Source organism: Phyllobacterium sp. 628, assembly GCF_014189505.1.
Classification (GTDB): domain Bacteria; phylum Pseudomonadota; class Alphaproteobacteria; order Rhizobiales; family Rhizobiaceae; genus Phyllobacterium.
This window is the reverse complement of sequence record NZ_CP050301.1, coordinates 588,711-610,032: the sequence shown is the minus strand read 5'-3', so window position 1 is coordinate 610,032 and position 21,322 is coordinate 588,711. Positions and strand designations below refer to the sequence as shown.

At 57.2% G+C, this 21,322-nt stretch carries 19 protein-coding genes; 10 read left to right on the top strand and 9 right to left on the bottom strand.

Annotation, left to right across the window (positions count from 1 at the left end; all coding sequences use genetic code 11):
• Window positions 1–242 precede the first annotated feature (242 nt).
• The 4 genes from rplT to infC all read right to left on the bottom strand — a co-directional run bounded on the left by rplT (window position 243) and on the right by infC (window position 2,349).
• Window positions 243–647 carry a 50S ribosomal protein L20 gene (gene rplT / locus HB779_RS04580; RefSeq protein WP_188344612.1) on the bottom strand — a complete coding sequence of 135 codons (405 nt, stop codon included), beginning with the start codon at window positions 645–647 and terminating at the stop codon, window positions 243–245.
• Between the two features lie 73 nt (window positions 648–720).
• Entirely contained in the window at window positions 721–921 is a 201-nt protein-coding gene (rpmI, locus tag HB779_RS04575) for a 50S ribosomal protein L35 (RefSeq protein WP_008127399.1), read from the bottom strand.
• Window positions 922–1,113: 192 nt separating this feature from the next.
• On the bottom strand, window positions 1,114–1,731 hold the full coding sequence (locus HB779_RS04570) for an isoprenylcysteine carboxylmethyltransferase family protein (RefSeq protein WP_188345773.1): 618 nt from the start codon (window positions 1,729–1,731) through the stop codon (window positions 1,114–1,116).
• Window positions 1,732–1,812: 81 nt separating this feature from the next.
• On the bottom strand, window positions 1,813–2,349 hold the full coding sequence (gene infC, locus HB779_RS04565) for a translation initiation factor IF-3 (protein WP_091879298.1): 537 nt from the start codon (window positions 2,347–2,349) through the stop codon (window positions 1,813–1,815).
• Between the two features lie 160 nt (window positions 2,350–2,509).
• On the opposite strand from infC, the gene HB779_RS04560 reads away from it, so the two are divergent.
• The 10 genes from HB779_RS04560 to HB779_RS04515 all read left to right on the top strand — a co-directional run bounded on the left by HB779_RS04560 (window position 2,510) and on the right by HB779_RS04515 (window position 11,978).
• Entirely contained in the window at window positions 2,510–3,301 is a 792-nt protein-coding gene (locus tag HB779_RS04560; RefSeq protein ID WP_188344611.1) for a carboxylesterase, read from the top strand.
• Between the two features lie 22 nt (window positions 3,302–3,323).
• Entirely contained in the window at window positions 3,324–4,469 is a 1,146-nt protein-coding gene (locus tag HB779_RS04555) for a benzoate/H(+) symporter BenE family transporter (protein ID WP_188344610.1), read from the top strand.
• Window positions 4,470–4,687: 218 nt separating this feature from the next.
• Window positions 4,688–5,143, top strand: coding sequence for a DUF2852 domain-containing protein (locus HB779_RS04550; RefSeq protein ID WP_188344609.1), 456 nt, complete (start codon window positions 4,688–4,690; stop codon window positions 5,141–5,143).
• A gap of 127 nt (window positions 5,144–5,270) precedes the next feature.
• A complete protein-coding gene (locus tag HB779_RS04545) occupies window positions 5,271–6,029 on the top strand; it encodes a M48 family metallopeptidase (protein ID WP_188344608.1) in 759 nt (252 codons plus the stop codon).
• On the top strand, window positions 6,029–6,670 hold the full coding sequence (locus tag HB779_RS04540) for a YdcF family protein (protein ID WP_188344607.1): 642 nt from the start codon (window positions 6,029–6,031) through the stop codon (window positions 6,668–6,670). Before HB779_RS04545 ends, HB779_RS04540 begins: the two co-directional genes overlap by 1 nt.
• Before the next feature lie 204 nt (window positions 6,671–6,874).
• Entirely contained in the window at window positions 6,875–7,534 is a 660-nt protein-coding gene (locus HB779_RS04535; protein ID WP_188344606.1) for a phosphoribosylanthranilate isomerase, read from the top strand.
• Between the two features lie 22 nt (window positions 7,535–7,556).
• On the top strand, window positions 7,557–8,807 hold the full coding sequence (gene trpB / locus HB779_RS04530) for a tryptophan synthase subunit beta (protein ID WP_188344605.1): 1,251 nt from the start codon (window positions 7,557–7,559) through the stop codon (window positions 8,805–8,807).
• A 1-nt stretch (window position 8,808) separates the two neighbouring features.
• The gene (gene trpA, locus HB779_RS04525) at window positions 8,809–9,648 is read left to right on the top strand and encodes a tryptophan synthase subunit alpha (RefSeq protein WP_188344604.1); all 840 of its coding nucleotides are present in this window, start codon (window positions 8,809–8,811) and stop codon (window positions 9,646–9,648) included.
• Window positions 9,649–9,689: 41 nt separating this feature from the next.
• Window positions 9,690–10,607: an acetyl-CoA carboxylase, carboxyltransferase subunit beta gene (accD, locus tag HB779_RS04520; RefSeq protein ID WP_188344603.1), complete on the top strand. Its 918-nt coding sequence runs from the start codon at window positions 9,690–9,692 to the stop codon at window positions 10,605–10,607.
• Between the two features lie 42 nt (window positions 10,608–10,649).
• Window positions 10,650–11,978 (top strand): folylpolyglutamate synthase/dihydrofolate synthase family protein, encoded by a 1,329-nt coding sequence (locus HB779_RS04515; RefSeq protein WP_188345772.1) that lies wholly within the window; start codon window positions 10,650–10,652, stop codon window positions 11,976–11,978.
• 62 nt (window positions 11,979–12,040) lie between these two features.
• Here the strand turns inward: HB779_RS04515 and trxA are convergent, their stop codons facing one another.
• The 5 genes from trxA to tsaE form a co-directional block, all read right to left on the bottom strand.
• A complete protein-coding gene (gene trxA, locus HB779_RS04510; RefSeq protein ID WP_091879310.1) occupies window positions 12,041–12,364 on the bottom strand; it encodes a thioredoxin in 324 nt (107 codons plus the stop codon).
• Between the two features lie 75 nt (window positions 12,365–12,439).
• Window positions 12,440–15,943, bottom strand: coding sequence for a double-strand break repair helicase AddA (gene addA / locus HB779_RS04505; protein ID WP_188344602.1), 3,504 nt, complete (start codon window positions 15,941–15,943; stop codon window positions 12,440–12,442).
• On the bottom strand, window positions 15,940–19,083 hold the full coding sequence (gene addB, locus HB779_RS04500) for a double-strand break repair protein AddB (protein WP_188344601.1): 3,144 nt from the start codon (window positions 19,081–19,083) through the stop codon (window positions 15,940–15,942). Before addB ends, addA begins: the two co-directional genes overlap by 4 nt.
• Window positions 19,076–19,807 (bottom strand): nucleotidyltransferase family protein, encoded by a 732-nt coding sequence (locus HB779_RS04495; protein WP_188344600.1) that lies wholly within the window; start codon window positions 19,805–19,807, stop codon window positions 19,076–19,078. The genes addB and HB779_RS04495 overlap by 8 nt, the downstream gene beginning before the upstream one ends.
• Entirely contained in the window at window positions 19,808–21,319 is a 1,512-nt protein-coding gene (gene tsaE / locus HB779_RS04490) for a tRNA (adenosine(37)-N6)-threonylcarbamoyltransferase complex ATPase subunit type 1 TsaE (RefSeq protein ID WP_188344599.1), read from the bottom strand.
• Between the last annotated feature and the right edge of the window lie 3 nt (window positions 21,320–21,322).

The following is a 21,322-nucleotide window of genomic DNA, read 5'->3' as shown; positions in this document are numbered from 1 at the left end:
CACCTGTTTCGCGTCTTGAGCGACTATGTGATCGTTTCAATGCAGAAAATTGAACCCGTGTAGAAAATTGAAAAACCCGCGCCAGCCGAGCCAGCGCGGGTTTCCCAAATCTTATTTCCGAATGTGCTTTGGGAACGGCGGCTGACCCTTACTGCGCTGTGCCTCCAATAGGGAGGCACAGGGACGCAGTAAATCTTTGCTGACGCATAAGCCTTTCCAAAAATCGTATTCGATTTTTGGGGTTATGCGTGGACAGCGCCTTCAAAAGCATTCGGTGTGGTGTTCTTCAGATATTCGAGTGCCTTCTTGGCGGAAGCCACGAGTGCGCCGAATGCTGCAGGCTCGTGGATCGCGAGATCCGACAGAACCTTGCGGTCAACCTCGATACCGGACTTGCTCAGACCGTCGATGAAACGGCTGTATGTCAGGCCATGTTCGCGCACGGCAGCGTTGATACGCTGAGTCCAGAGAGCGCGGAACGTGCGCTTCTTGTTCTTGCGGTCGCGATAAGCATACTGCTTCGAACGATCGACAGCTGCCTTGGCGGTCTTGATTGTATTCTTGCGGCGGCCGCGGAAACCCTCAGCCTGCTTCAGAACTTTTTTATGCTTGGCGTGAGACGTAACGCCCCGTTTTACACGTGCCATGATATGATCTCCTTATTTGAGGCTCCTGTTATTTCTTGCGAAATCACGGCCTCTTTAAAAAACGTTGCCCGGTTTAAAGGCCGTTCGGCAGGAACTTCTTCACAATTTTCGCATCGGCATCGGCGAGTACCATTGTGCCACGTGCGTCACGAATGAATTTGTTCGAACGTTTGATCATGCCATGGCGTTTGCCAGCGGCGGCGGCTTTAATCTTGCCAGTTCCGGTGATTTTGAACCGTTTCTTGGCGGCCGATTTGGTCTTCATTTTGGGCATTTTGCTACTCCTATTTCTAGGGTTCCTGTCACCCCAATGGAGCCGGACCCTTCTGATTTCACTTCAGACCGACCAAAGTCTGAAAGCATGCAAAACCGCCACGGCATGCCCTGCCGGGCGGTTTGAACGCGGCCTTATACCGAGAAGACGGAAAAAGCGCAACTGTTGAATCGCCGCTTGTTTCTGAAAAAATCAGTAAAAATGCAACAAAACGGGCAGAACGTTGATTGATTGCAGATATTCGACAACTTCAAGCAACGGATAGGAAACAAAGAAGACCAGTCCGTCAGCCAATGTCTTGTAGAGCATGGATGACTTGACGCTGAGAACGTCAGCTTCGCGGTACAACTTCAGATTCGGAAAGAAACGCGGCACTTCGCGCTTATAAGCAAGATAGGTCTCGCCAAAATTGGTTTCGAGATAACCTTCCTCGGCGACAATGACGAAGTAGAAAGCGATATAGCAAAGCACCGCCAGCGCGACGGCGACTGTCAGGCTGCCGGTCATCATGCCGATACCAAAGGCGCCCAGCGTACTGAACACATAGAGCGGGTTGCGGCTCATGGAATAGGGTCCGAGCCGGACAATCTCCGAACTCTTGCGGCCGCCAATATACAGCGTGCACCACATGCGGCCGAGAATCGCCAGAACGATCACGCCGATACCGAAATCTTCGATATATTCGTGTATCCAGTCATTGGCCCAAGCCGACCGGACCGTCAGCAAGGCGCCAAGGATCAAGACAATGATCACTGCCAGGGCAATGCGCCGGCGGTGCTGAAAGCGGGTCATGTCTGTTGCGGAATTCAGCGCCATGGCAGTTCTTAAAGTCCGGTTCGATCAAGACAAAAGCCGCCCGAAGGCGGCCTTTGTCTGAAAGTCTGTTTCGTTTTAGCGCGGCGCCAGAACCATCATCATCTGACGGCCTTCCAGTCTTGGCTCAGCCTCAACCTTGGAAATCTCGACCGTGTCTTCCTTTACGCGGTCGAGCAGGCGCATACCAAGTTCCTGGTGGGCCATTTCACGTCCGCGGAAACGCAGCGTTACCTTGACCTTGTCGCCTTCTTCGAAGAAGCGCTTGATGGCCTTCATCTTCACGTCGTAATCGTGCGTGTCGATGTTCGGGCGCATCTTGATTTCTTTGATTTCGACCGTCTTCTGCTTCTTGCGCGCTTCGGCAGCCTTCTTCTGTCCCTGGTACTTCAGTTTCCCAAGGTCAACGATCTTGCACACCGGCGGCTCGGCATTCGGCACGATCTCGACGAGATCGAGTCCGGCCTCATCGGCCATGGCCAGCGCGGCTTGAATGGTAACGATACCGTGGTTTTCACCTTCGGCATCAATGAGCTGTACCTGGGGTACCCGGATATCACGGTTTGAACGGGGTCCATCTTTCTGAACCACCTGTGCTCTAAAGGGTCGGCGAATGGCAGTAGTCTCCTTGAATTATTTCGGTCCCGCAAATAGCACCGTAGAGCTCTGCCTGCAATGCTTAGTCTTCAGTGCTTAGGTCAATAACATCTTTTGCGGGCTTTATTGATCACAATTTGCGTGGCAAAAGGCTTGGCTCTTACGCAGGAGACCGCAAATGACGGCCAACCCACCGGAATTTCTTACCGTCAACGACACCCGGATCGCAGTGCGCAGCCGGGAAGGACGTCAACCCGGCATTGTCTGGCTGGGCGGCTACCGCTCCGACATGCTCGGCACCAAGGCGGCATGGCTCGACCAATGGGCAGACGAAAATGGCCACGCATTTCTGCGGCACGATTATTCGGCGCATGGCGAGTCGGGTGGTGAATTTCGTGACGGCACGATTTCCCTTTGGCTTGAACAGAGCCTTGCGGTGTTCCGGAACTTCTCGTCCGGGCCGCAAATCCTTGTCGGCTCATCAATGGGCGCGTGGATCGCCCTGCGGATGATCGAGGAGTTGCAGAAGGCGGGTGAGCGAGACCGGGTGACCGGACTGGTGCTGATTGCGCCCGCGCCGGACTTCACATCGGAACTGGTCGAGCCGCAACTAACTCCGGCGCAGCGCCAACAGCTTGCGGAGCGGGGCTATATGGACGAGCCGTCCGAATATTCGCCCGAACCCTACATCTATACCAAGGCGCTGCTGGACGATGGCAAGGCCAATCAGGTGCTCAAGGGTGTTATTCAGACCGATTGCCCGGTTCACATCCTGCAGGGGATGGAAGACAGGGACGTTCCCCATACGCACGCACTGAAGCTGGTTGACCACTTGCCGGTGGACGATGTGACCATTACGCTGGTGCGCGATGGCGACCACCGCCTTTCCCGCCCGCAGGATCTCGAGCTTCTTACCCGCACCATTGCTTCCATGATCGACCAGACAAAGCCAAAACCGGCAATCCAGTAAATCCAGCCAACAGGTTTCCACCATGCGCGCCTCCGTGATTGCTTCTGCTGTTGTTGCCGCCATTGTCGGATTTGGCGGCACACTCGCGCTCATTATCGCGGCGGCGCAGGCGCTTGGCGCAACACAGGCCGAAACCGCCAGCTGGGTAACCGCGCTTTGTCTTGCCCTGTTCGTCTCGACGGGTTTTCTCAGCTGGCGATACAAAATGCCTGTTATCACCGCATGGTCGACCCCCGGTCTGGCCCTGATCGGCGCCAGCACAGGCTTTACCATGCAGCAGGGTGTCGGCGCGTTCATCGTCACCGCCATCGCCATCATCATCACCGGATTGGTCAAACCTGTTTCAGGATTGGTGTCCAAGATTCCAGCCTCGATTGCTTCCGGCATGCTGGCAGGCGTTCTCTTCGCCTTTCTCATTGGTGCAGCGCGGACAATACCGGTCGATCCGATTTTTGTTCTGCCGTTGGTCGTACTGTTCTTCGTCATCCGGCTGTTCAATCCGGCCATGGCGGTGCTGGCTGTCCTGTTCGGGGGTATTGTCTTTGCGTTTTTGAGCGGGCGCGTTGCCACCCTGCCGGATGTCGGATTATCGACCCTGACCCTCATCATGCCGATCTTCGATATGCGTGCGATCATCGGCATTGCCCTGCCGCTCTATCTCGTCACCATGGCCTCGCAGAACCTGCCGGGTTTTGCCGTATTGCGTGCGGCAGGTTATGAACCGCCGACTGCCGTCGCCTTGCAGGTTACAGGCCTTCTTTCACTGCTGACTGCACCTTTTGGAGCTCATACAAGCAACATGGCGGCGATTTCTGCGGCCATCTGCACAGGCCCGGATGCCCATCCCGATCCCGCAAAGCGCTGGATGACCGGCCCATTCTACGCACTGTCCTATCTCATACTGGCTATTTTCGGCGCGTCGCTCGTGGCGCTTTTTGCCGTCCTGCCAGCACCGTTGATTGCACTTGTCGCAGGGCTTGCACTCATCGGCGCCTTTGCCAATGCACTGACAATTGCGCTCAAAGACGAGACCGAACGGCTGGCTGCTGTTGTGACTTTCGCCGTGACCGCGTCGGGCATTTCAATTGCTGGAATTGGCGCTGCCTTCTGGGCACTGGTCGCCGGTCTCCTTGTTGTCGCCTTCGATCACGCAAAGAAACATATCTGATTTCAAACCCTTATCGCATTCCAACCCCGCATTTCTTGAAAAGCCACAATCCATCTCCCATGTCGTAATCAATCGGCCAATACTGCGCGCCATGCGGCTTTCGGGGCGCATAAAACTCGCAGTATTACTTTTGGATTGGCACGTGATCCTTGTCCAAAAACCATTCCGGTTTTTGGGGTCATGTGCGGGTCGGGCTTTCTTGAGAAGGAAGGGCTTTTATGAACACTGCTGCTTTGATCCGGCCAGGCTGGACCCCTGCAACCATCGCTCTGATGGTTATTGGTTTCATGCTGTTCTGGCCGCTTGGTTTCGCCATGCTTGCCTACATCCTCTGGGGCGACCGGCTGGATGGTTTCAAACGCGACGTGAACCGCGCCACTGATGGCTTCTGCGGCGTATTCCGTCGCGGCAAGGCTCAATCGTTTGGACATGGTTCGTTCGGCACCGGCAACGTTGCCTTTGACGAATGGCGCGAAAAGGAACTCGAACGTCTCAACGAAGAACGCCGCAAGCTCGAAGAGATGCGTGCTGAATTCGAAGAGTATGCGAGCGAGCTGCGCCGTGCCAAGGACCGCGAGGAATTCGACCGCTTTATGGCGGAACGCAACGCCGCCCCAAAAAAGCCGGCACCGCGCAAGTCGGTTCCAGGCGTGACGGACGCGGAAGAAGAGTAACGGCATACGTGCGGTCGGTTCCCTCCAGTCCTGACCGCTGCCAGCCCATCGAGACGGCGCCGGAGTTTTCCGGCGCCGTCTCTGTTTTGTCTCACGGCTTTCACCCGAATCAATTAAAGTCCCGGCCATGATCCTGTCACTGTTCCGAAGCCCGCCGAAAAAATCCGCGACGCTGAAAGTCGAGCGGAGCTACGAGGTTGCGGGCCGGGTTTTGCCGCTACGGGTGATGGAAAATCCACGCGCGACACGCCTGACCCTGCGCATCGACGCGGGCGGCAAGGGTCTGCGCGTCACCGTGCCGCCGGGAATGCCGCCGCGCGAAGTGGAAAAATTCCTTGAACGCCACGAAGGCTGGATTGAAACCCGCATTGCCAAAATGCCGGATCAGCCAAAGGTTCGTCCGGGGATCAAAATTCCGGTACGCGGCGTTCCCCATCTCATTGTGCACGAACCGGGCAAGCGCGGCACCGTGCGGCAGGAAAACGGTGCGGAAGGTCCACGGCTGATCGTTTATGGTGATCGTCCGCATCTGGCCCGGCGGGTTGGCGATTTTCTCAAACGTGAGGCACGGCACGATCTCGACATGCTGGTGGCCCGGCACACGACGACGGTCGGGCGACGCGCCAAGATCATCCGTCTGAAAGACACGAAAAGCCGCTGGGGTTCATGCACATCGGACGGCACGCTAGCCTTCTCATGGCGCATCATGATGGCGCCGCCGCCGATCATTGATTATCTTGTCGCGCATGAAGTGGCGCATTTGAAAGAAATGAACCACGGCCCGAAATTCTGGAAACTGTGCGGCGAACTTTGCCCGGATACGGAACGGTGCCGGGCTTGGCTGAAGCGCAATGGCAGTGCCTTGCAGGCTATTGATTTCAGCTGATGCGCGATACTGTTGCACCCGCTGTCGAACGGGCCGCCCGCATTCTGTGGGATTTCCATCTGATTTATGATGAGCTGACACCAGCTGACCTGATTATTGGATTGGGCAGCTATGATTTGCGAGTTGCTGACCGCTGCGCCGATCTGTTTCATCAGGCATTGGCGCCAAAAATCCTGTTCACCGGCAAGGCCGGAAACTGGACCAGCAATCTTTACCAGACCAGCGAAGCGGAAGCCTTTGCCGAGCGCGCCATTGCGGCTGGCGTCCCTGCCGATGCCATTATCATCGAGCCGGAGGCGACCAATATCGGCGAGAATATCCGGTTTGCCAGGGCCATGGCGGACGCTGCAGTACGGAGCGTCATCATTGTCACCAAGCCCCAGACGCAGCGCCGGGCTTTTGCCACGGCCAAAGCGCAATGGCCTGAGATAAACGCTGCTGTGACCGCACCATTGCACGGCTTTGAAGAGCAGCCACTCACGGCCTATCCGCTTGAGAGGCTGATCAACGAAATGGTTGGCGACATCCAGCGCATCATCGACTATCCGGCCAAGAGCTTTCAGATTGCGCAGGATATTCCGGCATCCGTTCGCGATGCCTACCGCTTCCTTGTCAGCGAAGGTTATGATCACCACCTGTGAAACCACTGACATCTGTTGTAAATTTTGCAGAACGTCTGTGCGTGGTTCGACAAGCTCACCATGAGGGAATTGGGTTGATTGCACGAGCCCGAGCGTTATGACGTTTGTGATAATCATCCCAAACGCCGTTCTTCCTCATGGTGAGCTTGTCGAACCACGCAAAATCCTCGACTCTTGCGCGTTTTCATGGCAGTGGCATCGGTTATGAGCCTGGATATCAAGATATGCGGTTTGAAGACCGACGACACAGTTGCTGCGGCGCTGGACGGCGGTGCATCGCATATTGGCTTTATCTTTTTTCCAAAGAGCCCGCGCAACATCGATCCTGTAACAGCAGGCCGTCTTCGCCAGGCAGCGAAGGGCCGCGCCACGGCGGTTGCAGTGACGGTCAATGCGGATGATGCAACACTGGATGAGATTGTTGCGGCAATGCAGCCTGATATGCTGCAATTGCACGGCGATGAAAGCCCCGCACGCGTTACGCAAATAAAACAGCGATACGGATTGCCTGTCATGAAGGCGATTTCGGTGCGTGAACGCCGCGATCTTGACGCGATTGCCGCCTATATCGGCATTGCTGACCGGTTTCTCTTCGATGCCAAACCACCCAAGGGATCAGATCTTCCCGGCGGAAATGGCGTGGCTTTTGATTGGACAATCCTCAGCAGCCTTGACGCCTCCGTTGATTACATGCTTTCCGGAGGCCTCAATGCTGGAAATATTGCCGAGGCGCTGGAAGCGACGAATGCGCGCGCCATTGATATTTCTTCCGGTGTCGAGTCAGCGCCGGGTGTAAAAGATGTTAGCCTGATCAGAGACTTTTTCCGGACTGTGCGCGCTGCCAAAAGCGCTGACGCAGCCTGAACAAAACAAACGGAGCGGAACGGTGGACAAGGCGGTTGAACCCAATTCATTCAAGACAGGCCCAGACGAGTCGGGCATGTTCGGCATTTTCGGCGGGCGGTTCGTCGCTGAAACATTGATGCCGCTGATCCTTGAATTGCAGCAGGCCTATGACGACGCCAAGAATGATCCGGCTTTCAAAGCTGAACTGCGTGAACTTTCCACGAATTATGCCGGGCGGCCTTCAAAACTCTATTATGCCGAAGGCCTGACCAACCATGTGCGCAAGCTCGCCAAAGACAAAGGTCTTGATGGCGGCGCGAAGATTTATTTCAAGCGCGAAGACCTGAACCACACAGGCAGCCATAAGATCAACAATTGCCTTGGCCAGATCCTGCTTGCCAAGCGCATGGGCAAAACCCGTATCATTGCTGAAACCGGTGCCGGCCAGCACGGCGTTGCTTCGGCAACAGTGTCGGCGCGCTTCGGCTTTCCTTGCGTTGTCTACATGGGCGCAACAGACGTTGAGCGGCAGGCCCCGAACGTTTTCCGCATGAAGCTGCTGGGTGCTGAAGTCAAGCCGGTGGCCTCTGGCCATGGCACGCTGAAAGACGCCATGAACGAGGCTTTGCGCGACTGGGTCTCCAACGTTGACGACACTTATTATCTCATCGGTACGGCCGCTGGCCCGCACCCCTATCCGGAACTGGTGCGTGACTTCCAGTCAGTGATTGGCGAAGAAGCCCGCGAGCAGATTCTTGAACGCGAAGGCCGTCTGCCTGACACGATCATTGCTGCGGTGGGCGGCGGATCGAACGCTATCGGCCTGTTCCATCCCTTCCTTGACGACAAAAGCGTCGAGATCATCGGTGTAGAAGCGGGCGGGCGCGGCCTTGATGGTGAGGAACATTGCGCCTCAATGAGCGCCGGCAGCCCAGGCGTGCTGCATGGCAACCGCACTTATTTGCTGCAAAACAAGGACGGCCAGATTCTTGATGGTCATTCGGTATCTGCAGGTCTGGATTATCCGGGAGTTGGGCCGGAACATTCATGGCTGCGTGATACTGGCCGCGTTTCCTATGTGCCGATCCTCGACGATGAGGCTCTGGACGCTTTCCAGCTGACAACGCGCGTCGAAGGCATTATTCCGGCGCTCGAATCCGCTCATGCGATTGCCCAGGCCGTGAAGATTGCGCCCACCATGGCGCAGGACAAGATCATGATCGTCAATCTGTCAGGCCGCGGCGACAAGGATGTGCACACGGTTGGCAAGCTGCTGGGCATGGAGATCTGAGATGGCTACCCGTATCGACAGAAAATTTGCTGCGCTCAAAGCAGAGGGACGTCCGGCACTCGTGACCTATTTCATGGGCGGCGATCCGGATTATGAGACATCGCTGAACATCATGAAGGCGTTGCCGGGTTCCGGCTCTGACATTATCGAGCTTGGCGTTCCGTTCTCCGATCCGATGGCCGATGGCCCGGCCATTCAGGCTGCTGGTCTGCGCGCGCTGAAAAAGGGCATGTCGCTGACCAAGACACTGGCGCTGGCCGCCAGCTTCCGCGAAACCGACAATACGACGCCTATCGTCCTGATGGGCTATTACAACCCAATCTACATTTACGGCGTTGACCGCTTCCTGAAAGACGCGATTGCATCGGGCATCGATGGCCTGATCATTGTCGATCTTCCGCCTGAGATGGACGAAGAATTGTGCATTCCAGCCATCATGGCCGGCATCAACTTCATTCGCCTGGCAACACCGACCACCGATGCAAAGCGCCTGCCGAAAGTTCTGCAGAACACCTCCGGTTTCGTCTATTACGTCTCGATGAACGGCATCACCGGTTCAGCCCTGCCGGATACGAGCAAGGTTGGCGAAGCCGTCAAGCGCATCAAGGAACACACCGATCTGCCGGTCGTGGTCGGCTTCGGCGTCAAGACAGCAGAGCAGGCCAAGGTTATCGGAATGCATGCAGACGGCGTTGTCGTTGGCACTGCAATCGTCAATGCCGTGGCCAATACGATCCGCCCGGATGGCTCGCTTGTCGCCGATCCGGCTGAAGCGGTTGCCACCATGGTGCAGGGTCTTTCCACCGGCGTGCGCGCCGTGCGCCTTGCAGCGGCGGAATAGAAGCCCTAAATCAAACTATCGACAGAAGAACAGGACCGATCATGAACTGGATCACAAATTACGTCCGGCCGAAGATCAATTCGATGCTTGGTCGCCGTGAAATGCCCGAAAACCTTTGGATCAAGGATCCGGTTTCGGGTGAAATGGTTTTCCATACAGATCTGGAAAAGAACCAGTGGGTTGTGCCGTCGTCCGGCCACCATATGCGTATTCGCGCCAAGGACAGGCTGCGTTACTTTTTCGATGATGGTGCTTACGAGCTTTTGGAACAGCCAAAGGTGGCAACCGATCCACTGAAGTTCCGAGACGAGAAGCGTTATATCGACCGTCTGAAAGAACATCGTGCCAAATCAGGTGTCGATGACACGATCATCAACGGTCTTGGCACCATTGAGGGCCTGCCTATCGTTGCAACTGTTCAGGATTTCAGCTTTATCGGCGGATCGCTGGGCATGGCTGCGGGTGAAGCGATTATCAAGGCATTTGAAACCGCGATAGCGCAGAAGCGTCCGCTGGTGCTGTTTGCCGCTTCCGGCGGTGCGCGCATGCAGGAAGGCATTCTGTCGTTGATGCAGCTGCCCCGCACCACGGTTGCGGTGGAAATGCTGAAAGAAGCAGGCTTGCCTTACATTGTGGTGCTGACCAACCCAACGACGGGCGGCGTAACAGCCTCCTACGCCATGCTGGGCGATATTCACATTGCAGAGCCCGGCGCGCAGATCGGTTTTGCCGGACAGCGCGTGATCGAACAGACGATCCGCGAAAAACTGCCGGAAGGTTTCCAGACCGCAGAATATCTGAAGGCGCATGGTATGGTTGATATGGTCGTACCGCGCACCGAACTTAAGGCCACTATTGCCCGGCTTCTGAAGATGCTGATGGGCGAGAAAGCCACCGAAGTTGCAGACCCCAACCCAAATGGTGCTGCGGTACCGGCTACGGTTGAAACCAACGCTTGACACAATTCATAATTCTGGAGGGAGTTGCCATTGGTTTTGTCCGTGTCATCCAAGGCTGAGGCAATCATCGAGCGGCTGCTCGGACTTCATCCCAAGGGTTTTGATCTGTCGCTTGGCCGTGTGACGCGCCTGCTGGACACATTGGGCAATCCCCACCTGAAAATACCGCCGGTTATTCATGTGGCCGGGACCAACGGCAAGGGTTCATGCGTTGCGTTCTCGCGTGCCCTGCTGGAAGCTGCAGGCTATACGGTTCACGTTCACACTTCGCCGCATCTCGTGCATTGGCACGAGCGCTACCGGCTGGGCGCTCCCGGTGGCGGCAAGCTGGTCGATGACGACGTGTTTGCCGATGCGTTGATCCGCGTTGAGGAGGCCAATGCCGGTCAAGCCATCACCGTTTTCGAAATTCTGACTGCTGTTACCTTCGTTCTATTCTCCGAGCATCCCGCCGATGCCGTGATCCTCGAAGTTGGGCTTGGCGGACGGTTCGATGCGACCAATGTCATTCCGGAACCGGCCGTCAGCGTCATCATGCCGATCTCGCTTGACCATCAGCCCTATCTTGGTGATCGCGTCGAGCTGATTGCCGCCGAAAAAGCCGGGATCATCAAACCGCACTGCCCTGTGGTTATTGGCGCGCAGGAAGAAGAAGCAGCACGCATGGTGCTGATCGAAACTGCCGAACGCCGGGATTGCCCGTTTGCCGTCTATGGTCAGGATTTTCTGGCCTTTGAAGAGCGCGGCCGCATGATCTATCAGGACAATACGGGCCTGCTCGATCTGCCATTACCAAACCTGCTTGGCCGTCATCAACTGTCGAATGCGGCGGCGGCTATTCAGGCGGTTAAAACAGCCGGTTTCACCCTGCCGGATTATGCCATCGAAACGGCCATGACGACGGTTGAATGGCCGGCGCGCATGCAGCGTCTGACCAAAGGCAACCTCATCGATCTGGCGGTGCCCGGTTCGGAAATCTGGCTCGACGGCGGACACAATCCCGGTGCGGGCATGGTGATTGCCGAAGCCATTGCTTCATTCGAAGATCGCAGCCCGCGTCCGCTGTTCCTGATCACCGGCATGATCAACACCAAAGACCCAGTCGGCTATTTCGAAGCTTTCACCGGCATGGCACGGCACGTTTACACGGTGCCGATCCGCTCCAGCGATTCCGGTATTCCGCATGAGGAACTGGCAATTGCAGCTGCGGAAGCCGGACTTTCGGCCGAGCCTGTGCATTCGGTCGAGAATGCGTTGAAGATATTGCGCGACAGCTGGGACAAGTCCGAGGCAGCGCCACGCATCCTGATTGGTGGATCGCTGTATCTCGCCGGAGATGTTCTCTCTGAAAACGGAACACCGCCACAATAAACCTGGCGCAATAAAAAGCCCGGCGCGAGGCCGGGCTTGATCAGGACAAAAGTCTCTTCAACTTATGCAGCCGAATTGCGAATCCAATCGCTAAGCTTGCTCTTGGGAGCAGCGCCAACCAGATTGGCTGCAAGTTCTCCGTCCTTGAACATCAGAAGCGTTGGAATGGAACGCACGCCAAACTGAGCGGCAAGTTCCGGATTCTCGTCGATATTGACCTTGGCAATGGTAACCTTACCTTCCATTTCGGAAGCGATCTCTTCAAGTGCTGGTGCAATCATCTTGCATGGGCCGCACCACTCGGCCCAGAAATCGACAACAACAGGCTGACCGGCCTGAAGCACATCGGACTGGAAATTGCTGGTGTCGATCTTGACGGTAGCCATCGGCTTTTCCTTATCGGTTATTGACTGTTGCCCATCATGTGGTGAGTCTACCCACCGGCGTCAAGCTCGGTCATCTCACGATGCGGTGAGACGGGCAAGTGCACCCTGCATCTCATTCACTGGAATATCGATTAGATACGGACCTTCCGTAAACAGCAAGGCCGCTTCTACGTTCTTGCCGGGATAAAGCGGCTCCAGCAGCTGCCGGTACAGGGCCAGCTGCGCCACATAGGCATCCGGCACATCCCCGAATGAACGTGGCGGCGGGCGATTGGTCTTGTAATCAACAATCAGAACGCGGTCTTCACTGACTGCCAGGCGGTCAATGACGCCGGATATCGCATGATCCTTGCCGCGCAGATGCAGCGTTCCCATGACAGCGATTTCAGCCAGTGAACCTGTGGCAAAAACCGGCGCAAAACGCGGATCATCCATGACGGAGAATGCGGATTTGAGCGCGTTTTCTATTTCTTCCGGCTGCCAGTCAAAGGCCGCGCGGGAAAGATAGCGCTCGGCGGCAGTCCTGCGTTGATCAACAGGCAGGTTGGGCAATGTCTGCAACAAGGCATGGATGACCGTACCACGCCGGATGGCAAAAGAGGGATCTCTGCCATCATCGCCAAGCACAGGCGATCCGGTCACCAGTGGCGGTTCTTCCTCCGGCTCTATCAGAAGCGAGACGCCGGACGGTGCGAGCGGACGCGGCAAACCCGCTTCCCGCGCCATGGGCGCACGATAGGAAATCGGGAATGGGAGAACCGGCGTCATCGACGGGCTCTCCGGCTCCTGTACCGGGGCGCTCGTGCGTTCCGTCTTGCGGTAGCGCTTGGCCACGATATCTTCAACCGGGTGATCAAACGGTTCGCTTGATTCCGTCAGCGCCGCATCAACAAGACTATGCCATGTATCGGGCGACTGACGCGCGCCACGATAACCACAAACGATCAAACGATCCTCGGCGCGGGTCATGCCGACATAGAGCAGGCGGCGATATTCCTCTTCCGAACGCACTTTCAGATTATCGACAATCGATCCGGTGAAAGCGGTGGCATAGGATTTGGAGGGCACAAACAGAAAGCCCTTCCCCTGCCAGCCCTCCTCTTCTTTCATAGGAAAAGACAGAAGGTTAGGGGTTCGTCCGCCCGACGAGGCGGAACTGCCGGAATCGACCAGAAACACCACGGCGGCTTCCAGACCTTTGGCGGCATGCACGGTCATGATGCGCACTTCATCGCGGCTCTGGTCGAGTTCACGTTTGATCTCCGGCGTGGCCGCTTCCAAGGTCTCAAGAAATGCCTGAAGTCCGGGCAAGCCGGTCTTCTCCGTTGCAATCGCGTAATTCTGGAACTCGTCGATGACATCGCCAGCCTCATGGCCGAGGCGGGCCAGAAGGTCCTTGCGCGCGCCACCACTGCCGAGAATATCCGCGTAAAACTCAAATACCGGCACCGTATCGGCGCGGTTGCGCCAGTCCTGCAAGCGCTTGGCGACAGCAGCCAGAGCCATATCATTCCTGGCACGAATGGTCAGCCGCTGATGCAATGTCTCGTTTTCCGCGCGTCCATAGGACAGGTCGAATAGCTGATCGTCGTCCCATTTGAACAGCGGGCTTTTCAGCAGCGCCGCGAAGGACAGATCATCGGATGGCAGCAGCACGAACCGCCCAAGCGCCATCAGATCCTTGACGGCGATATGATCGGTGAGTTTCAGCCGGTCCGCACCGGCGACGGGCACATGACGCTTTTTCAACTCGCGCGACAGGGCCGGCATGAACTGATCGCGCTTGCGCACCAGCACCATGATATCGCGCGCCTGCAGCCGACGGTTCTTGCCCTCTATAATTTCGCCATTCTTCAACCAGAGATCAATCGTCTTGGCGATCTGCTCGGCAAGGCGAATGGGCGGTGCCGGAAGACTGTCCACCGGGGTGCGCCAGTCTTCTTCCTGCTGCGTCGTTTCCGGCGTCAGCATGTCCCAGACCTGCACTTCGCCGGGATCGTGCGAGCGGATAGCCGTGTGTACCGTCGCACCATGGTCCGCACCAAAGCCGCGATTGGCTTCGGGCCGCTTGAAAACCTCATCGACGGCTGAAAGCACATCCGGCACGGAACGGAAGGAGAAGTTGAGATTGACCTTGGCGAAGCTCAGTTCAGCGTTCTGAGCACTTTTCTGCGTTGTTTTGCCGTGGCGGGCAAAATCTTCCGGGATGGCGCCCTGAAACGAATAGATGGATTGTTTTTCGTCACCCACCGCAAACAGAGTCCGTCTGACATTGCGGGCGGTGCTGCCGGAGAAAAACTCTTCGCTCAGCAGGCGGATCACCCGCCACTGATTGGGGCTGGTATCCTGCGCCTCGTCGACAAGAATGTGATCGATGCCCTTGTCGAGCTTGTACTGCACCCACGGCCCCGCATCCTGCCGCGCCAGCAGGGTAACCGTGCGTACGATCAGATCGTCAAAATCGAGCAGACCACGCGTCCGCTTCATCTGCTGGTAACGGCCTATAAGATCATCGACCAGGACCAGCGCCGACAGGGTCAGCCGGATTTGCCGCAGCTGCTTGAGGCGATCCAAGCCGGCAAATACCCTGTCCGCAGCACGTTCATACCGTTCGACAAAATCCGGAATGCGGTCCGTCACACCTTTCGAGCCGACATAGCCGCCGCTCTTGGGTTCGCCGGTTGCTTTCAGGAATGCGGCGCGGAGCACATCTTCGCGTTCATCAATCTGGTCGTTCACCTTGGCAAAGCGCAGCAGCAGGGCGAATTCCTGCGCGCGGGAGGCGCCTTTCGGCACCGCCATAATGTCTTCCAGCACATCGCGCGTGAACTCCGGCACCGGCCAGAGCGCAGACAGGATATCCGCTTCTGTCTCATGGCCGGTGAAACCGAACTGGGCAAAGAACAATGGGCGGCGCAGGGCATCGTGCCCGACTTCGCGGATAAACTGGGTCAGGTCGTGGCGCTTGTGGACCGCCTCATCGAGCAGTTCCTGCAAACCGAATTCACCGGCAGCATCAAGCACATCGTTAAAGGCTGCAGCAAGTTCCACATTGCCGTCCAGCCGGGCTGTCTGCAGCAATTGCCGCCGGGCTTCGCCAGCCAGCACCGTCTGCATCATGTCGTCCATCAATTCGAAATGGCCGGCAATGTTCGCTTCCAGCGGGAACTGATGGAGAATGGCCTCGCAGAAAGCGTGGATGGTCTGGATTTTCAGCCCCCCCGGCGTTTCCAGTGCGCGGGCAAACAGGCGGCGGGCTTGTGCAAGCCGGGTTTGGCCGGGACGCTTGCCATCGATCTTCTCGATGGTTTGCTCCAGCGCCTCCGCAGGCATCGTCGCCCACTCCGACAGCCGGGCAAAGACGCGGTTCTGCATGACCGCCGCCGCAGCTTTGGTATAGGTCAGACACAGTATCTTCGACGGATCGGTACCATCGAGCAAAAGGCGGATGACGCGCTCGGTCAAAACGTGGGTCTTGCCGGAACCGGCATTGGCCGACACCCAAACGGAATCCTGCGGATTGGCAGCCCTGTTCTGGTCTGTGATGGTTTCGGCCGGAATGATGAGAGGCTTTTTCATTCGCCGCCCTCGCCGCCATCATCCGCGCCGCCTGCCGACCATTCCAGCACCCGGGCAAGATGATCATAATCGCCGGTCAGATCGCTCTCCTTGAATGGCAATGCCCGCGACAGATAACCTTTTTCAGCATCCTGATAGGCAATCAGCAGTTCGTTCAGCCGCAGCCATGAAAGCTCACCCAATTCAGGCGCAGTTTTCTCACTCTTGTTGGCAGCAGAGCCGACCTTGAGGATTGATTCCGGATCGACCTTGCCGTTCGGGCGCAGGCGGACATAGAGCAAATCAGAGGCTGAGCGCTTGCCGACCTCATGAAACGCACCACGGGCCAGCAGCGCTGCTTCCAGCGCCAGTTGCGGCGACAGCAGCACGTGGGCCTGTTTGCGCGATGGCGTGGAGCCGGTCTTGTAGTCGATGATTTCCACCGTGCCGTCGCGCATCAGGTCCACACGATCCGCCCGGCCCGATAATGTTACGCCAGTGGCTTCAACGGGTATTTTTTTGGAAGCAATTTCCGGATGGCGTTCGGCGAGCAAAGGTGCCCGGTCGCGCTCCCATTGCAGAAACTCTGGTACAAGATTGAGGAAGCGTGGCCACCACACCGCATCGATTTCCTCCGGCAAGGCGATGTCGTCGAAATAGCGCCGGCCGATTTCGGAAAGAATCGCTGATGCATCGGCATGAACGGGATCGAGGCCCTGTTCAGTGAAATGCGCGAGGATGTCGTGAAACAGTGAGCCGCGCTCTGCAGCATCAGGATCACGAATGAGCGGCTCAATCGGACGCAGCCGCAGGATACGCCGGGCAAAGATCGCGTAGGGATCGCGCCGCAATGTCTCGATTTCCGTGACAGAGAAATGTTTGGGCCGCGCGTCGAGCGGCGGCTTTGGTTCTGGACGTTTGACGAAATCCTCATCCGGCGCATCGTCAATCTCGCGTGTCCAATGCAGATATTGTGCACCACGCACACGCAGGTCTACGCTCGCCTTCTTGCCCAGCACGGTTTCGAGCCGCTGCAACCAGCGCGAAGCAACAGTCGGTGCGTTGGCAGAGCGCTGCGAGCGGCTGAGGATTACCCGTTCCATACCAAGGGCCATCTGGAAATCGTGCGCCGCCAGACCCGTACGCCTTTCCGGCGGTTCCAGATTGATGATGGATTTCATCGGCCGCGACATGAACGGATCATTGCGCGTTTTGTTTGGCCAGGAGCCTTCATTCAGCCCGCCGATGATCACCGTATCAACAGTTTGAAGGCGCGCTTCCAGCGCACCCCAGATGAACAGACGCGGATGGGCACCAGCCTTCGGCTTGACCACCTCACCCGCCATCAGCGCCTCGATCATTGCCGGCCATTCGACGGCAGAGAAATCAAGGCCGGAATCGGCGGAGACAAGGTTGCGCAGAAAGGCAGCAAATTGTTCACCGGCCGCGCCGGAATAAAGGCCTGCTATATCGCCTTTGTCGTCACGCACCAGATTTTCGAGACTGGCGATGGTGCCACGAACGATATCGCCCATCTCCACCGGTTCTACAGTTTCGGTAAAGGCACCAAGCTCGTCCATGCACCGGCCAAGCGCGGCGCAGACTGTGCGCGCAGCTTCAATACGCTCCACCGAGATCTGCCGCAGCCAAACCGGTTCGAACGGTGTTGCGCTGCTTTCGGCAAGACGTTTCTCAAAGAATCCGGCGAGCCCTGACAAGGTGGCGCGGCCGGTACCGCCGCGCAGCGCTATCAATTCGATGGTTTCAGCTGCCTGCCGCACTGCGTTGCGGTCCATACCCAGCCGGGTCAGCGGGTGTTTGAGCAATGCCAACAGAACCACCGGATCACCGGGGTTGAACACCGTTTCCAGTGTCAATCGCAAAAGCGTTGCGGGCTGCGTCTCGCGCAGCGCATGGCCGCCGGAATCATCAGCAGTAATGTTGAAGCGCGCAAGTTCACTGGCAACCCGCCGGGCGAGATCACGGTCCGCAGTAATGAGTGCAGCCGTCTTATGCGGCTCTTCAATGGCATCGCGCAGGGCAATGGCAACGGCCAGCGCTTCTTCGCGCTCATTGGCCGCCTCGATCAGCGCGACGGGTGCGATAGCTGCAGAAAACCCGCTGCTCTCCCGGTCAATTGTGCTCCACGCCTCGCTGGTTTCAGCCGGACGCATGGCTTCCGCCAGCAGATGCTCGCGGGAGCGCTTCTGCGGCGTCACAGTGCCGAGATGCACGACATCCTGCCGCAACACGCTGAGTTCACCCAGAAGTTTCCTCAAGCCGAATTGCGGGTGGCCGAAAATGGACGGATTGTCTTCCGTATTGGCCAGCACCTGCCAGCTGGGTTCATCCATATCGCGATCAAGCCCGGGCAGAACCACCGCGCCCTGCGGCAAAGAGGCAATCGCTGCCAACAGATGCGCTGTCGCCGGAATTGAACCGGTGGAACCTGCCGCGATTACCGGACCCGGCGGCGGGCTGCGCAGTAAACGCTCCGCTTCCAGCTCAATCAGGTGGTTTCGATGCGCCGCAGGATTGGAGCGATGCCGGTCTGACAGGATGTCAGGCCAAAGGCTGGTGACAATGTTGAGGAAATCCAGTGTCACCTGCCACCAGTTCGGGAGCTCTTCCGAAACAATATTTGACAGGGTATTCCAGCCGGTGGATTCGGTTTCGACCTGATCCATCAACCCGGCAAGATCACGCGCCAGCCAGATTGCATCTGCCGTGGTGGCCGGAATAGCGATATCCTCATTGCCGAACAGGGCGCGGACATGCTCCGGCAGACGTTCACGCCATGGCCGCACCAGCCGTGCCAGCAGCAAGAGCCGTTCGGTGGAACTGACAGGCGGCAGCAGATCGAAAAAAGCATCCGAACCCATGTCAAACATGGCCGCATCTTCGTCCACATCACCCAGCGGGCGGATGACCGGTAGGATCGCGGATTTAGCCGGGCTCTTCTCTACCAGCAGCGACCGCAAAGTGCGCGCCGCGCGGCGAGTTGGCACATAAATTGTCGCCTGCGCCAAGGCCAAGGGATCAGTGGGGTTGGCGGGATAGTCCGGAATCAGGTTGCCGGAAAGAAGTGCATCCACCAGAGCGGGAAGAAACGGGGCGCCGGGAGCAATCGAAAAAACACGAGGGCTGTGCCGGTCAGCCATGATTCCCCTGCCCGAGACGAAGAATGGCGGCTTCCGCCGCACCGATCGCGGCTGGCGTACCGACAGTCAGCCAATAGCCCTCCATCGGCATACCGTAGAGACGGCCGGTGCTGATTGCCTCATCGAAATAGCGATTGAGCGAGGCGCGCACTGCCGGTTTTCCGGCAAAAAGCTGCGGATGAACAATGGCGGCACCTGCATAAATATACGGCGAGCCGTTATCCTCGCGATATCGCGCCAGCGTGCCGTCAGCGGCCATGGTGAAATCACCGCGACCTTCGTGGCCGGTTGCTTGATCTATCCGCGCGATCATCAGAAGGATATCCATGGTCGAAGCATCCCACGCTTCCGCAAGCTGGACAAGATTGGGCTTTGATCCTTCGATCCAAAATGTATCAGCATTCAAAATATAAAAGGCATCAGGTCCAATCAGCGGCAAAGCATTGACGATACCGCCAGCGGAATCGAGCAGTTCGGCGCGCTCGTCGGATATGGTGATCCCTGGGCTTTGCCGGGCTTTGAGATGTGTCTCCATCTGATCGGCCAGATAGTGCACATTGACCACAGCGCGCTTGACGCCCGCCACGTCAAGCGCATCCAGTGCCCAATCGATCAATGATTTGCCGGCTACCTTTACCAGCGGCTTGGGCAAAGTATCGGTGATCGGTTGCATACGCTTGCCGAGACCCGCTGCCAAAAGCATTGCCGTATGGGGTATTGCCATTCACCGCAACTCCAGAGAAAGAATGCCGATCTCTTCGCACCATTCGCGCACCGGCGCCAGTGATGGATGGCTCAAAACGCTGGCAAGATAAGTTTGAATACGCGGCAGATGCTTGAGGTAATAGGGCTTGCCGTCCCGTTCATCCAGGCGCACGAAGATTCCAAGGATTTTGGCATTGCGCTGCGCAGCCATGATGGCAAAAGCCTGCCGGAACGATATGTCATCAAAAGTCTTGTCGCGCGATAGCCGCTTTTCAACATAGGCTTTGAGCAGATGATCCTGCAATTCCGGGTCGATCGTCACACGCGCATCCAGCACAAGCGAGGCAACGTCATAGGCAGATGGACCGATCATGGCATCCTGAAAATCAATCAGGCCAACACGATCCATGCCGCGCCCTTCTGCACGCCATAGAATATTCGGCGAATGAAAATCCCGCTGCACAAGGCTTTTTTCGCAATCGTTAAGCTGGCTAAAGACTTTATCCCAAGCGGCGACATATGACGCTTTGCTTTCCGATGAAAGTGGCTTTCCCGACATGCGAGGCACGTACCAGTCTGACAAAAGCTCCACTTCGATCATCATCGCGTCACGGTCGAAATCATGAATATGATGCGTATGACCTTTGGCAACGGTGATATCTCTCGCCCACGAGCACTCGTGCATCCGGCCCAGCAGGCGGACAGCCGCTTCGTAGCGCTCGGTAATCGGCGCACCATCTGCATCGAGTATCCCGTCACTGCCGAGATTTTCCAGAAGCAGAAAACCATTGTCGAGATCATCCGCCAAGATCTGCGGAACATAGAATCCATTGGAACAAAGCAGCTGATTGACGGCAACGAACGCCGTAACTGACTGCGACAGATGGGCGATCTGCATATAGGTCTTGCCATCGCGAAGGATTGGGCCGCCGGGATTATAGGGCGAGTTCATCAGGATCAACGGCCGGATACAGCCCGCGTCGATCGTTTCATAGCCGCGAGCAGAGGCATCACCCAGGAGATAGCTGCGATCCGCGTTGGCATAGCCTGCCCGCCCAAGAAAGGTACGAATACCCAGCGAGCGCTGCAACCGTGCAAGTGATGCGGGCTCACCATCAATTTCAGCCTTGCGACCATCTCCCTCATTGAGAAGGGTGATGCGAATGGTCGGCTTCCCCAATGCGCCGTCTGCGCGCTCCGGCCATTCCACGAGGACTGCGCCATCTTCCAAGGCTTCATCAAGTCCAAGTTCATCAACCTCATCCGCCGATGACAACCGGTAGAGATCGACATGGCTCACTGGCAGGCGCAGTTCGGGATAGGATTGCACAATGGTGAAAGTGGGGCTTGGCACTTCGTAGGCGGCATCGTTGGCAATCGTCCGGATCAGGCCACGTGCCAGTGTGGATTTCCCGGCACCAAGATCGCCGGAAAGGGCAACAAGGTCGCCTTTGACAAGGGCAAGTGCCAGATCCTGGCCAAGCCGTTCCGTGTCTTCCGTTGTTGCGAGCTGAACGGTCAGAGACGTCATGGG

Excerpts from the sequence above, each read along its gene's own strand:
- trpA (WP_188344604.1), top strand. The coding sequence starts at position 8,809 with ATGGCTACCCGTATCGACAGAAAATTTGCTGCGCTCAAAGCAGAGGGA.
- trxA (WP_091879310.1), bottom strand. The coding sequence starts at position 12,364 with ATGGCTACCGTCAAGATCGACACCAGCAATTTCCAGTCCGATGTGCTT.
- tsaE (WP_188344599.1), bottom strand. The coding sequence starts at position 21,319 with ATGACGTCTCTGACCGTTCAGCTCGCAACAACGGAAGACACGGAACGG.
- HB779_RS04560 (WP_188344611.1), top strand. The coding sequence starts at position 2,510 with ATGACGGCCAACCCACCGGAATTTCTTACCGTCAACGACACCCGGATC.
- addA (WP_188344602.1), bottom strand. The coding sequence starts at position 15,943 with ATGAAAAAGCCTCTCATCATTCCGGCCGAAACCATCACAGACCAGAAC.
- HB779_RS04555 (WP_188344610.1), top strand. The coding sequence starts at position 3,324 with ATGCGCGCCTCCGTGATTGCTTCTGCTGTTGTTGCCGCCATTGTCGGA.
- HB779_RS04540 (WP_188344607.1), top strand. The coding sequence starts at position 6,029 with ATGCGCGATACTGTTGCACCCGCTGTCGAACGGGCCGCCCGCATTCTG.
- accD (WP_188344603.1), top strand. The coding sequence starts at position 9,690 with ATGAACTGGATCACAAATTACGTCCGGCCGAAGATCAATTCGATGCTT.
- HB779_RS04535 (WP_188344606.1), top strand. The coding sequence starts at position 6,875 with ATGAGCCTGGATATCAAGATATGCGGTTTGAAGACCGACGACACAGTT.
- HB779_RS04545 (WP_188344608.1), top strand. The coding sequence starts at position 5,271 with ATGATCCTGTCACTGTTCCGAAGCCCGCCGAAAAAATCCGCGACGCTG.
- rplT (WP_188344612.1), bottom strand. The coding sequence starts at position 647 with ATGGCACGTGTAAAACGGGGCGTTACGTCTCACGCCAAGCATAAAAAA.
- HB779_RS04495 (WP_188344600.1), bottom strand. The coding sequence starts at position 19,807 with ATGGCAATACCCCATACGGCAATGCTTTTGGCAGCGGGTCTCGGCAAG.
- addB (WP_188344601.1), bottom strand. The coding sequence starts at position 19,083 with ATGGCTGACCGGCACAGCCCTCGTGTTTTTTCGATTGCTCCCGGCGCC.
- rpmI (WP_008127399.1), bottom strand. The coding sequence starts at position 921 with ATGCCCAAAATGAAGACCAAATCGGCCGCCAAGAAACGGTTCAAAATC.
- HB779_RS04550 (WP_188344609.1), top strand. The coding sequence starts at position 4,688 with ATGAACACTGCTGCTTTGATCCGGCCAGGCTGGACCCCTGCAACCATC.